Source organism: Desulfohalobium retbaense DSM 5692, assembly GCF_000024325.1.
GTDB classification, from domain to species: domain Bacteria; phylum Desulfobacterota; class Desulfovibrionia; order Desulfovibrionales; family Desulfohalobiaceae; genus Desulfohalobium; species Desulfohalobium retbaense.
In genome coordinates, this window is the sequence record NC_013223.1 from 345,926 (window position 1) to 359,139 (window position 13,214).

The 13,214-nt window shown below is 47.9% G+C and carries 8 protein-coding genes; 1 reads left to right on the forward strand and 7 read right to left on the reverse strand.

Translation table 11 applies throughout. The features are described 5' to 3' along the window. The first annotated feature begins 57 nt into the window (after window positions 1–57). Window positions 58–3,228, forward strand: a complete 3,171-nt coding sequence (locus DRET_RS01410; RefSeq protein WP_052293249.1) for a DEAD/DEAH box helicase — start codon at window positions 58–60, stop codon at window positions 3,226–3,228. A 506-nt stretch (window positions 3,229–3,734) separates the two neighbouring features. Here DRET_RS01410 and DRET_RS01415 read toward each other — a convergent pair. From DRET_RS01415 to msbA, 7 genes are all read right to left on the reverse strand, one after another. Then, window positions 3,735–4,298, reverse strand: coding sequence for a transposase (locus tag DRET_RS01415; RefSeq protein WP_015750745.1), 564 nt, complete (start codon window positions 4,296–4,298; stop codon window positions 3,735–3,737). A 488-nt stretch (window positions 4,299–4,786) separates the two neighbouring features. Next, a complete protein-coding gene (locus DRET_RS01420) occupies window positions 4,787–6,868 on the reverse strand; it encodes an STT3 domain-containing protein (RefSeq protein ID WP_167317778.1) in 2,082 nt (693 codons plus the stop codon). A 174-nt stretch (window positions 6,869–7,042) separates the two neighbouring features. Then, on the reverse strand, window positions 7,043–7,837 hold the full coding sequence (locus DRET_RS01425; protein WP_015750747.1) for a sulfotransferase domain-containing protein: 795 nt from the start codon (window positions 7,835–7,837) through the stop codon (window positions 7,043–7,045). Window positions 7,838–8,107: 270 nt separating this feature from the next. Further along, on the reverse strand, window positions 8,108–8,833 hold the full coding sequence (locus DRET_RS13200; RefSeq protein ID WP_083777056.1) for a sulfotransferase domain-containing protein: 726 nt from the start codon (window positions 8,831–8,833) through the stop codon (window positions 8,108–8,110). A 228-nt stretch (window positions 8,834–9,061) separates the two neighbouring features. Further along, window positions 9,062–10,309 (reverse strand): O-antigen ligase family protein, encoded by a 1,248-nt coding sequence (locus DRET_RS01430; protein ID WP_015750748.1) that lies wholly within the window; start codon window positions 10,307–10,309, stop codon window positions 9,062–9,064. A 4-nt stretch (window positions 10,310–10,313) separates the two neighbouring features. Further along, on the reverse strand, window positions 10,314–11,429 hold the full coding sequence (locus DRET_RS01435; protein ID WP_015750749.1) for a glycosyltransferase family 4 protein: 1,116 nt from the start codon (window positions 11,427–11,429) through the stop codon (window positions 10,314–10,316). Beyond that, window positions 11,398–13,200 (reverse strand): lipid A export permease/ATP-binding protein MsbA, encoded by a 1,803-nt coding sequence (gene msbA / locus DRET_RS01440; protein WP_015750750.1) that lies wholly within the window; start codon window positions 13,198–13,200, stop codon window positions 11,398–11,400. Before msbA ends, DRET_RS01435 begins: the two co-directional genes overlap by 32 nt. Window positions 13,201–13,214 lie beyond the last annotated feature (14 nt).

Consider the following 13,214-nt stretch of genomic DNA (forward strand, 5'->3'; position numbering starts at 1 on the left):
GCACTGCTGCCATTGCGGTCGAGCCCCGAGTCTTCAGGGATGGTAAAGGGCAAACATATGCCGGCAGAATCGAAGAATGTGTGGCAGAAGCAGCTTTCTGAATACTTTCGGAAGCATATCCGCAACCGCGGCAATACCTATTTCCGTGAGGGGCGCGTTCGCTTGCGTCAGGCCACGGCCACGAGCGTTAAAGGGACCGTGGACGGCGGACAGTCCTATACCGTCCACCTCATCGCCGAGGAAGACGGGTTCCGGGTCTATTGCAGCTGCCCCTATTTCAGTCAGGGCGGTGCCTGTAAACATTTATGGGCGGCTATTCGGGCGGCTGACGCGAAGCTCGCCGAACGGGCAGCCGCATCGAGGTCCAAGCGGGACCCGCAATCCCAATACACCTCTTGGCGTCAGGTGTGGGGTGAGGAAGAAAATACAGCATCGTCGCAATGCGTTCCCATGCCCGGAGAGTTCTGTCCCTTTTACGGGCTGGAGCGCTTCAGTCAGCGTTGGTACCTGCAGGTATGGCAGCGGTATATCTGCAAGGACGGCAGCATTGGACGGCGCCAGAGCAACATCACCTACAGATTATTGGAGAAAGGACTCCTTTCCGAACCGGACCGCAGGATAATCCAATGGATGTTCGAGTCTGGTGCTTCCTTCCTTTTATCGGCCCGGGCGCTTGGAGCCGAACAACTGTCGTATCTCTTGCCGTTGCTGGCCAAAACAGAACGGTGTGCCATTTACCACAATGACAGCTGCGTGGTTGAGCAATTCAAACTGGGACGCCCAATGACAGCCGCAGCCCGCTATCAGGGCAAACTGGTGGGGAAAGAGCAGGATTTGTTCTTGAGCCGGGTTCTTGTCCTCGGCGAGCAGGAGGTTGCTCCTGATAATGTGGCGGTGTTCTTTCCCACCGAACCGTTTTTCGTGATTCACAATTCCCGCCTGTATGCGCTCCGCGAGGAGGTGGGGACGGATATCCAAGCCGTCCAAGCGAATCAACCGATCCAGGTTCCCCGAGCGGAGTTGCCGCAATTTCTGGAAACTGTGGCCAGGGCCGGAGAACTGGAGAGCTTCTCTCTCCCCCAAGAAATTGCCCCGGAGCGGATTGCGCCAGAGCATATCCGGCCTTGTCTGACGCTGGTCCCGCAGCGCGAGGCGTTACTGGGGCTGGTCTCATTTTATTACGGCGATCGGGAGGTTGCCGCCCATAGCGGAATCCGCAACGTTTTTGACGCTCAACACTGGGCGTATATTGAGCGCGACGATACGGTGGAGGCTTCTGCTTGGTCTGCTTTGCAGGCCCAGGGATTTGAACACACAGGGGAAGATGGAGTCCGCCGTGCCTGGGAAGAGAACATGGCCGAGGCCCTGCACACCTTGAGGCAGCAAGGGTGGCTGCTGCAGGCGCAGAACAAACAACGGGTCAAAACTGGTTCGGTATCCAATGTCCAGATTACCTCGGGGCAGGATTGGTTTGATCTCTCAGCGGACGTTGATTTTGAGGGCCAGGAGCTTATGGATTTGCCGGCAGTGCTTCAGGCCTACAAGGACCGTCAACGGTTTGTGGTCCTTGATGACGGCAGTCTTGGGATGTTGCCGGAGAAGTGGCTGGCGGACAACGGCTTGGCCTTGCAACTCGGTCGCACAGCCACGCGCAAAGAGGCCGCTGAGGACAACCCCAGCAAGGACGCACTGCGATTCACAACGGGACAAGGGGTTCTGCTCGACAGCGTCGCCCAAACAACAGACCATGTGCGCGAGGATGAGCAGTTTTCTCGCTATAGGGAAAAGTTGCACGATTTCAAGGGACTGCGCTCGGTAACGCCACCCCAGGGGCTCCAGGCCACGCTTCGGGAGTATCAGCAGCAAGGGCTCAGCTGGCTGGCGTTTTTGGAGGAGTTCGGTTTGGGTGGCATTCTGGCCGATGATATGGGGCTCGGTAAAACCATTCAGGTCCTGGCTCATCTCTTACAGGCCAAGGAACGTGGAGCTTCCGGCCAGGCTCTTGTCGTGGCACCGACATCTCTTGCTTTAAATTGGGCCAGTGAGGCCCGCCGCTTCACGCCGGAATTGGCGGTGCATCTGCATACAGGGCCACAGCGCTTTGCCTGTGAAGAGGCCTGGGAAACGGCGGATGTTGTGGTTACGACCTATGGCCTCTTGCGCCAAGACACCGTCTTTTTGGCTCAACGCGAATTTGCGCACCTCATTTTGGACGAAAGTCAGGCCATCAAGAATGCCCAGACCCAGACCGCACAGTGCGCCAGGCAGCTTCAGGCGCGTCACCGCCTGTGTCTGACCGGGACCCCGCTGGAAAACCATGCCGGGGAATTGTGGTCGCAGATGGAGTTTTTGAATCCCGGCCTTTTGGGCAGTCTCAAGACCTTTGAAGAGGTCTGGAGTGAAGCCCAGCAGAGCAATACCCCGGAAAAGTGGCAGCAGTTGCACCGGTTTCTCCGCCCCTTTTTGTTGCGACGGACCAAAGAAGAGGTCATGGCCGACCTGCCGGAAAAAATGGAGCAGGTTGTGTCCTGCTCCATGACGCCGCAACAGGCGAAACTGTATAGTGAAATCCGTGACCATTACCGGGCCCAGGTGTTGTCCCGGGTGGAGGAGAAGGGGTTGGCCCAAAGCAAGATGCATGTTTTGGAGGGGTTGTTGCGTCTGCGTCAGGTCGCCTGTCACCCGAAGTTAGTGGGCGGTAATGGCCAATACGAATCCGGCAAGCTTCAGGAACTGCGCGAACGGATTACGGCCGTTGTGGGCAGTGGACATAAGGCGTTGGTTTTTTCTCAATTTACGCGTTTTTTGCGGCTTATCAAGGACATGCTGGAATCGGAGGGCATAGCCTATTGTTCGCTGGACGGGCGGACTCCGGCGAAACGTCGCCAGGAGCGGGTGGCCCGGTTTCAAGATGTGGATGGACCACCTGTTTTTACCATCAGCTTGAAGGCCGGGGGGACCGGCCTCAATCTGACGGCTGCGGATTATGTGTTCATCGCGGATCCGTGGTGGAATCCGGCCGTCGAGATGCAGGCCGTGGACCGGACCCACCGTATCGGACAGGATAAGACCGTATTTACCTATCGGTTTGTGACCGAAGGCACTGTGGAAGAAAAGATTCGCACCCTGCAGAATCAAAAGCAGGAGTTGGTGCAGTCTGTTTTATCTGGTTCCAAAGGGGTGCTCAAGGAACTCAGCCGCGAGGATCTGGAGGTCCTGCTCTCCTGAGGAGCTTGCCGTTAGCCAGTACCACCCCTGTTACACTTGGAGGGGCGTGTGGCGCAGCCCATCTTCAGGATGCCTAAAACCAAGGGCGCACGCCATGCGCCCCTACAAGGTTCGACTACGGCAGCGACCATTCCATCCTGGCCGGACCATTCTCCCGTGCGTCACAAGGCACCTATTGAAAACTACCTTCGATTCGCCATCCGTACGGGCCCGGACTTGGCGCAACGATCTCATCCAGCACTCAACCCGGTCCTACTCGTAGGGGCGTGTGGCGCACGCCCGTTTTCGGGATGCCTAAAACCAAGGGCGCACGCCATGCGCCCCTACAAGGTTCGACCACGGCAACGACCATCCCATCCTGGCCGGACCATCCTCCCGTGCGTCACAAGGCACCTATTGAAAACCGACTTCGATTCGCCATTCGCAAGGGGCCAGGTCCTGCCGCAACGATCTCCTCCAGCACCATCCCGGTCCTACTCGTAGGGGCGTGTGGCGCACGCCCATCTTTATCCTCCGAATACAGGATGGAACCCGTCCTTTTCCCAACATATCGGATTCATCGCGACATATTCCCGAATCACACGCAAATCTTCCTCATTGCGAATAATATGATCATGGTAATTGCGTTGCCATACCGGGCCATCCCCTCCCCCTTTCAAACAATTGTACCGCTTTGTCACTGACGCCTTGAATCCGGCAATAAAGGCCCCTAAACTCTGGCTCGCGGGCGGTATTGGCATTCGGGAAATGTGTTTTCTCAGGGATGATTCGTCGCTGCCGTCCCGATTTTCCATATTGGCAATAACAACAATCCCATGCAAATGGTTGGGCATGACTACGAAAACGTCCAATTCAATCTCACGGCGGATATTAGCTGATTGTATCCATTCTTCCTGAACCATCTGTCCTATTCGATTAAGAACCATAGCCTCATTATGTATTTGGCCAAAAAGACATCTTCGGCCCCGAACACATAAAGTCACAAAATATGCCCCGGCCTGAGTATAATCGTAGCCATTAAGTCGGATAGATCGTCGATTCCCACGTAAAAGAGGGATAGTGTCATCCATTGCCACGCCTCATTCCAATACAAAATGCACAACCCAAGAGGGCGCACGCCATGCGCCCCTACAGGGTTTGACAACGATAGCGACCATTCCTAGCTGGCAGTGGCACTTCTTGGTCCATCGAAAGGCCACCAATGCAGACCCTCCGGCGGGTATCCGTACGTCCCGTGGCCAAGCGAAATCGGACCTTTGCCAGCACCATCCCGGTCCTACTTGTAGGGGCGTGTGGCGCACGCCCAATCATCGGGTTGCCCACGAAACCAACAAGGGCGCACGCCATGCGCCCCTACAAAGTTCGACCATGATAACGACCATTCCTAGCGGCAGTGGCACTTCTTGGTCCATCGAAAGGCCACCAATGCAGACCCTCCGGCGGGTATCCGTACGTCCCGTGGCCAAGCGAAATCGGACCTTTGCCAGCACCATCCCGGCCCTACTCGTAGGGGCGTGTGGCGCACGCCCAATCCCCGTCCTGTGGCCCGTTTATTTTGTTATTGCCCACTCGTATCCGCTGCGCTGACCCGGTACACTCGTGTCCAGGGAAAACGGTCCTGGACGAGCTCGAAATGGGGCGCGAACTGGTCGCTCTCGCCGATGAGCATTTGCACGAGAAGCGAATTATAGACCGTGTCGTCCATGATGTAGAGTTCCCTGGACAACTGGTTCAATACGGCGTGGATGTTGCCTGAATTCGGCCAGGAGCGGTGGTTGCGACCAGATTCGTCGATGACATCAAGGCTGACCAGGGGAACTTGGCGATCGGTGGTTTGCAGCACGCCCTGTTGAAGATCGAACTGGGCTTGTCTGCGCACTCGCTGGACGCGGCCGTGGAAGCTGTTGCCGGTTTCCAGATTCCAATTGCCGAAATAGGTAATCCAATAGGCCAGGCGCAGGTTTTCCCAGGAAAGCACGAAGTACTGCGGATCAGGTTGCTCGGGCAGTGTGAGGTCGGTCCCGGCGTCCAAGGTGTCCACAAAGTCCTGTGCCTTTTCCGGGCCCATCGCCTCTAGTGGGGCCAGGGGTTTGGTAGGATAGTACAGGACAGAGGCCCCAGGGTTCTGGGGCTTGGTGCCGTTGTGTTGGCATTCGAGGCGTTGCTCTTTTCCGTGGGCCCCGATAAGGCGCATTAATTGGGCTGCCTTGGCTGGCGAGTTTGTGGAGTGGATTTTGGCCAGTGGATAGAGGTGTGGGCCGCTGTGGGCGCCGCCGTCGCCGAAACTTCGTCGCTGGGCGTAGTATTGGGCCGCATAGCCGTAATCCCACCATTGCCAGAGCTGGGCGTCCTGGGGCGTATTTTCGGCCAGTTCCATAAAAGTCTGGGCGTAGATCTTGGGGATGACAGGGCCTGGGCGCAACATGTCTGCTGTATTAGAAAGTGGACAGGAAGCAACAAAGGCGACGCAGAGGGCCCCAAACCAGAGAATCGTACGTTTCGAACTCATCGTGGACAATAGCGAGACTGTGCCGAAGCCAAGGCCAAGACCGAGCACAGGCCCCCCGTACATGGCAAATCGGTTGCCGAGTTTGAAGGAGAGGATGGACAAGCCCAAAAGCGGTAGCAGGCTGAGCGCCAGGGGGCGTTTGATGACCATCCAGGCCGTCCCAAGCAGGGCTGGGATAAAGAGGGCCCAATGCCCGGCCAAGCGGTCCATAATGGCCAGCCAATCGATATTCTGGGCCTCGCGGATACTCTGTTTGACGGTCGGGAGCTTGAGCAAGGACTCTGTTTCCCGGCTGAGATTGATTTTAGCGTAGCTCAAGGCCGGTTCGATGAGCTTGGTCACTACTGCCGCGCCATGGAAGACGGGGAAAAGGACCAGGACGCCAGCGAGCAACGCTGTACCTGTGAAGCGGGTGCGGATAATATCCGGGCGCTGCAGTCCGAGCCAGGTGATGCCGCCGCCAATGATCAATCCCACCCAACCGAGTTTTCCCAGAGCCAGAACAACGGCTAACCCGGCCCAAAAGTCCTGCCAGGGCAGGGAGCGGTTCAGCAGGCAGGCAACCCCTACGGCGGTGATCAGCACGTACATGGCAATGGGGTAGGCGTTGGGGTAGAACCAGGAGTAGGCGAGGAATATGAGACCAGCGCCAAATGCGGCCCAATAGAACCGGGGACCACTGAAAAGCAGTTCCCTCTCAGGGGCGTCAGCGTTTTTCTTTTTTGAGGTCTGTGAGGAGGGCTTGCGAAAAGGGAAGACTTGGCCCCAGTTCTGGGAAAGAAAAGGGGTGAGCCAGTAGACCAGTGCCGCTACGAAAAGAAGCGGCAGGAAAAGCGTCAGGATATCCGTGTCCCCAAATCCAAGGCGGGTTCGTAACAGGAACCCCAAGCTGCCTGACGCCATCACTCCTGCGGCTAACCCGGCTTCAGGCCGTCTCCAATACGCGCAAAGCAGGCAAACAGGGATGGCGGCAAGCGGAGCGCAGATTGCGGGAAGCCAGAAGTTGATAACCCCCACATTAAGTCCGGTCAGGGCATGGAGCCCTGCGAGCAACTCGGACATGGGCCGGCCGACCAAGCGTCCTGCTCCTTTAGCCCCTGCCATCCAGGCGTAGGCGTCATGAGTGGCCATAAGGGGCTCACCCGCAACCCAATAGCTCGCATCAAGCCATAGCGGCAATTCCCAGAATCTCAAAAATAAACCAGCAACATAAGTCAAAAAACAAACAATTAATAACTTAGTAAAAAAAAGTTTTTTCATATGCAAAGCATGATTTGTAGGTTGCGAGTGAATCGGATTAAAATATTATTTGTAATTAAAAAAAGGGTGTAGATTTTGTAATTCATGATTCATATAATTGATATCTTCATCAGAAAATTCATCTAAATACCCTCCGATTTTTCCTTTTCGTACTTTAAAAGAGTTTGGGTCATTAATATTTTTGGGGCGGAGAATGCTGGTGTTAAAAGAGTCGTTCTTTTCGAGATTCTGCATATTTTTAAAATCCGAGAAAGACAGCGATTGCTCAAAAGCGTCCATTTGTGGATGTTTACTTTCTATAAAATAGGCAAGGTTAAAAAAATTAGTGTAAGGATCCAGTAGGAAATTTTCATAAGAATTCCACAGTGAATTGTTTAATCCATAAAGCCTTGCGTGCCACTTATTAAGTGTTGAAATAATGTTTTGAATGCCGTAAACCTCATGGCGAATAAATTCATGTTTTGAGAATGATTGCGAGCTAGAAGATCGCTTTGTCATCTGATAATAGAGAGATGTTACAATGTCTCGAGGGTCTCTGTAAAGAAAAATAGATTTTTTAGAGCGTAAATATTTATTAGGAATAATGTATTTGCCGGTCAGTCGTTGAGGAAAGGTGGCTTTTGTATAGTGCTCCCATAGTTCATGAGTGAAAAAAATGTTTTTCCATTCTTTTTCTGTCTCGTCAGTAAGGTATAAGTGAAATGGGGTATTGTATTTTATGCTAAAATATTTGTTTACGAAGGTTCTAATCCATGTTCTTCCGCTCTTGCCAAGAGAGATAAAGAATATATCTGCGTTTTTTATGCGCGTACGCCTATTTGAAATATTCCAAAAAATCATAAAAGCTCCAAAAAAATAGCTGAAAGTTGTTAAATTTTTTTGAAAATAATTATTCTGTTTCAAGTTAAAGAATAATTTGTTTAATAGATAAAAATAAAAATTTGAATTAATATTTGTTAAAAAAGAATATGTGTATGTAAAATATTTTATATGTTTTGAGTTTTTAATTTGTAATTTTTGGTCAACCTTGTCTTGTCATAATATAGATTTTTAAATTTTAAACTGAGTTAATTTTATCGTTATTTATTTAGAATCAATAATAGCAATAAACTAGTTAGGCGAATAACCAAAGAAAGGATCAAGTTGATTTAATGCTTGGTCAACATACAATCGATCATCCTCAGTTAGTTCTTCAGTGTAGCTTCCAATTTTTCCTTTACGAACCTTGAATGACTCAGGATCGGAGGGGTCGCCAGGTAAAAGTTCTCCTTGTTTTGACAAGCAGGCGGTTTCTCTCTTTTGCATTTTTTCAAATGTGGCGTAGTCAATTGCTTTATTGAGAGAATTTGAGCACACAGGGTTGGAGCTTAAAAATTTAATGGTGCTATATAAAGTATCATATATTTTAATTTTTAGTTCTTCATAGGAAAGGCAATGACACCATTGATGGCTTTCAAGTCGTTTTTTCCAGGTATTCATTACATATATAATAGAGTAAATGCCATATGTAGGATGCCTAATAAACTCGCTCATGTTTAGATTTACACGCTTAGATGATCGTTTGGTTTTTTGATGAAAATAAGAAACAATGACATCCCGAGGGTCCCTGTAAAGAAAGATAATTTTTTTACTTTTCGCTATATTGTCGGGCATGATGTATCGACCCTTAACTTTTTCGAAAAAATTAGCATTATTACGATGCTCAAAAAATTCATGAGTGTAAAAAAATTTTAATTTTTTAGAATTGTTATTTATATTTTCCTCATGATTAAGTGTGTTAAAATAATAGTCAAGAATCACACGGAGCCATGTTCTTCCAGATTTGCTTACAGAAATACGATTACATCAGAATCTTTAAATGACTTTATATGACGAGTGACGTTCCAATTTATGAAATTAAGATGTAACATATCTACTCCTGGATTTCAGAAAAAATGTACTTTAAAATTAAAAGTAAAAGTAGCATTATGGTTATTAAATATATTTAAAAGTGAAAAAGCCTGTTCTTTTTTGCAGGTATAAATTCACAATAAATATCTGAAAAATATAGTAATCTTTATATATTTAGAGAGTCTGTGGGATCTGGAGTTGTTTTTTAATATGGCTACCAGCAATTACTCCACATAATGTAAATGTTAATGTGCTCGGCAGGGGGCTATAAAGGTCCATATTTACTTGGTAATGCACAAGTGAGGTTATTAAAGCAAGTGCTGAAGCTATAGATGTCATTGAAAATCGATTAAAGCCATAAAATATAATTGAACAAAAAAATAATGTAATTGCTAAAGTTCCAAATATACCTGTTTCGAGAAGAAAATGTAAAAAGAAATTGTGAGCATTTTTGTCACTAGATTTGACAAGAGGGAATTTTTTCTGAAGTTTTTTATTATTTTTGTAAATATGGTATTGCTTTTCATATGTATTGCGAAAGTTTTCAAATCCATTTCCTGAAAAAGGTTTGTCGAGAAAGGATTTGAAAGACGCGTACCATAAAAAAAAGCGCATTCTTAAAGATTTATCTTTTTCTGTTGCAGTGAATGTTTGGATAATCTCATTTTTAGTTCTGATTCCCTGTGGGGTTTTAAATAGGATGATACTGAAAGAAAACGCAATTAATATAAAAATTAAAATGTGCTTAGAATTAAGTTTAGCATGATAGAAGTAGTATATTGAGGCACTTAAGGCGCATCCGCCGATAACTCCACGAGAGGTTGTTTTTATTAGCATAAAAGCGGAGGCTAAAAATGCAAGAAAGTGAAAAAATTTTAGCCCATAACTTTTAGATTGAGTAAGAAAAACAATATTTATAATTGACGTAGCTCCAAATACTAGTGCCAGGTGTAGGTAGTTGAAGTCAAAAAGGTTTTGAAAGTAAATATGTGAATTTTGGTTTTCTTCGGCTATGTTTAGGAAAAACAATAAATTTGAAATTATAAAAAATAAAAAAACTGAAATTATAAGAGAGTATAGTATGTATTTTTCTTTATCTTTGAGTATTATTGATGCGGTGATTGTAAGGTAAAAAGTTATCGCCCAGTTTAAGACTTCATCCAGGTTTGTAAGGCTGATGTTGTTGGTTTGTAAACTTATAAATACAAAAAAAGAAAATGCCAATAAGAGGTAAGTGAATGTGTTTTTAATTAAATACGATATTATTTTTGAGTTTTTGTAGAGTATTATTGCAAATAAAAATAGTAGTATGTATCTTGTTTTTTCTATTCCGTGATACCAAAATGGAATAATAGAAAAGCTAATTAAAAAAAATGATACGTAAACAGGTTCTATATAGTTGTTTTTGAAAATATTACGCATTATTTTATCGTTTCATTTGTTGGTTTTTTGATAGTAATTTGTTGTATAGTTGTATTGTTTTGTAGTGCATGTTGTTTAAGCTGAATTCATTTATAAATTTATCGTAGGTGTTCAGTCTTTTTTCTAGTGCTCTATGGATGTTTAAAGATGGTTTTTCTTCTTCATTGATGAAAGTGATGTTGTTGTAGTATTGTTTGAGTTCGGTCAAGGGCTCTGTTTTTCTGGCAAGAATTGGGACTTTAAATGAACAAGCTTCAAGGGCAACTCCCGACATACCTTCAGCGCCAGGTTCTGATGTGAAAAGCAAGAGGTCTATAGATTCGTAGAACTTGGAAACATTACTTTGAGTTCCGTAAAAAATTATGTTCCCTGTTTTTTCTGCTTTTGCTATAATATTTTCGTAGTGTTTTTTTTCTGGGCCGTCACCGATAACAAGAAATACAAAATCGCTAGAATGGTGTAGCGCATTTAATGCAAAGTCTATAAAAAAATCTAATCCTTTTCCTTTGCCTATGCGACCTATAAAAGCTATCGCTTTTTTTTCTGGGGGAATATTGAGTTCTTTACGATATTTGCGTTTATTGGTTGTATGGTTTGGAATTTCTATTCCGTTATGTAGTATTTTTAGCTTTTTGTTGGAAATTTTTGTTTTCTTTTGAAAATAATCGAGTGATTCTTTAGACACAAAAAGGATTTTGTCAGTAAACATTCGATGAACCATTGACTCTAAACAAATTTGTTTTTTTCTTTGAATCGAATTTTTGGCATACCAGTGGTAATTTTTGCGATGAACCTGTGCTATTTTTACTGGTGTTTTTGCCAGCGCACCTGCTAGTATGCCGGGGATGTTGGCTCCCAAAGAGTGAGTATGGATTATATCTGTATTATGTGATTGCAGCTTCTTCTTTAATTTGATAATATCTTTAATGTTGGTTTTTGATTTTATTGGATGAAAAAAAGTATTTACCCCTAAGTTGGGTAGCTTCTCATAATAGTATCCTTTTTCTTTATATGTAATACATGTGACTTTGTGTTCTTCGGCAAGGAGCGGGAGTAGAGTAAATAAGCGTTTTTGAACGCCGCCAATATTAAGGTTGTTGGTAAGTCTGCAAATGTTCATTCTTTTGTCTTTCGTTGTTTTTAAACTGCATGTTGTAAAGTCTTTGATATAAATAACACCTTTGGATCAGGATGCTATGCGGTGCTTGATCGATGACTTTGCCGTCCTGCATGACGATGATCCGATCGGCCTTGAGAACCGTGGACAGCCTGTGGGCGATGACCAGGCTGGTGCGGTGCTGCATGAGGTTTTCAAGGGCCTGCTGCACGATGCGCTCGGACTCTGTATCCAGGGCGCTGGTGGCTTCGTCGAGAATGAGCAGGTCCGGATCTTTGAGCAGGGCCCGGGCGATTGCGATGCGCTGGCGCTGGCCGCCGGAGAGTTTGACGCCCCGCTCGCCTATAATGGTCTCGTATCCATTTGGCAAGTTCGAGATAAAATCATGGGCGTAGGCGGCTTGAGCGGCTTTTTCCAGCTTGCTCGGATCGATATCTTCCTGACCGTAGGCGATGTTGTCCCGGATGGAGGCATTGAAAAGGAAGTTGTCCTGGGAGACAATGCCCAGATTGCGGCGCAGGCTGGCCAGTGTGTAATCCTGGACGGGATGGCCATTGAGGACAATTTGCCCCTCTGTCGGATCGTGAAAGCGGGGGATAAGGTTGATCAGGGTTGATTTGCCCCCGCCGCTGGGCCCGACGATAGCTATCTGTTCCCCTGGTTCGATCCTGAAGGTCACATGCTCAAGAGCAGGTGTTGCACTGTCGGGGTAATGGAATGTCACGTTTTCAAAGGCGAGCCCCTGGAATGGAGGAGCGTACTCAATGCGTCCGCTCTGTTCCTCGCAGATTTGAGGATTGTCCAGGATGTCGAATATTCGTTCTGCGGCGGCGAGGGCTTTTTGGATCGTCAGGTTGGCTTTGTTCAGTTTTTTGACCGGATCATAGAGCATGATCAGCGCGGTCATGAAGGAAAAAAATGTACCCGGGGTGGAGGCGCCTTCAATAACTTGCTTGCCCCCATACCAGACCACCAGGCCCATTCCCAGCGCGCCGATGGTTTCCATAATTGGCGAAGACATCTCGTTGTAGACCACCTGCCTGGTGGCAATGGAGACCAAACGGCTGTTTTCAGCTTCAAAGCGTTTCGCTTCCCGGCGTTCCATGGCAAAGGCTTTGACGACTTTGACGCCGCTGAAAATCTCTTGGAGAAATGTCGAGATATTGGAGATCTTGGCTTGGTTGCGGCGGCCGAGTTTGCGGATCTTGCGGCCGAAAAAATAAAACGGGTACATGGCCAGGGGGAGCACAAAGATAGCTATGCTGGCCAGAAATGGGTCGCGGTAGAAAACAACGATCAAAAGGCCGACCATCGTCAACACTTCCCGTGACAGGGTGACCAAGGCCGGGAGGCTGGAGCGGACCTGGGTCACGTCGTTGAGGATTCGGGCCATGAGGTTGCCGACCTGGTTGTCGTCGAAAAACCGCACCGGGAGACAAAGCATCTTGTCGTAAAGCTGTTGTCGCAGTTTTTCCAGGACTTTCAGGCCGGTGACGTTCATTTCGTAGTTTTGCAGAAAGCGGGCCGCGCCTTTGAGCAGGAAAACTCCGACGATGAGGGCTGGGATGAGAGCCAGAGCGGTTTTGTCCTTGGCGATGAAGATGTCGTCCAGGGCTGGCTTGACCAGAAACGCAGTCGCCCCAGAACAGGCGGCGACGACGATCATGGCCAACATGGCCAGGACGATCCGGACCTTGTACGGCGCAAAATAGGAAAATGTGCGTTTGGCGAGTTGCCAACTGCTTGAGGTTTCCGGTTGGTCTTGGAGTTTCATGGTATATGCTATTT

What these genes read in the sequence shown, in the direction of transcription:
- DRET_RS01435 (WP_015750749.1), bottom strand. Translation starts at nt 11,429, where the DNA reads ATGAACATTTGCAGACTTACCAACAACCTTAATATTGGCGGCGTTCAA.
- msbA (WP_015750750.1), bottom strand. Translation starts at nt 13,200, where the DNA reads ATGAAACTCCAAGACCAACCGGAAACCTCAAGCAGTTGGCAACTCGCC.
- DRET_RS01420 (WP_167317778.1), bottom strand. Translation starts at nt 6,868, where the DNA reads ATGGCCACTCATGACGCCTACGCCTGGATGGCAGGGGCTAAAGGAGCA.
- DRET_RS01410 (WP_052293249.1), top strand. Translation starts at nt 58, where the DNA reads ATGCCGGCAGAATCGAAGAATGTGTGGCAGAAGCAGCTTTCTGAATAC.
- DRET_RS01415 (WP_015750745.1), bottom strand. Translation starts at nt 4,298, where the DNA reads ATGGATGACACTATCCCTCTTTTACGTGGGAATCGACGATCTATCCGA.
- DRET_RS01430 (WP_015750748.1), bottom strand. Translation starts at nt 10,309, where the DNA reads ATGCGTAATATTTTCAAAAACAACTATATAGAACCTGTTTACGTATCA.
- DRET_RS01425 (WP_015750747.1), bottom strand. Translation starts at nt 7,837, where the DNA reads ATGATTTTTTGGAATATTTCAAATAGGCGTACGCGCATAAAAAACGCA.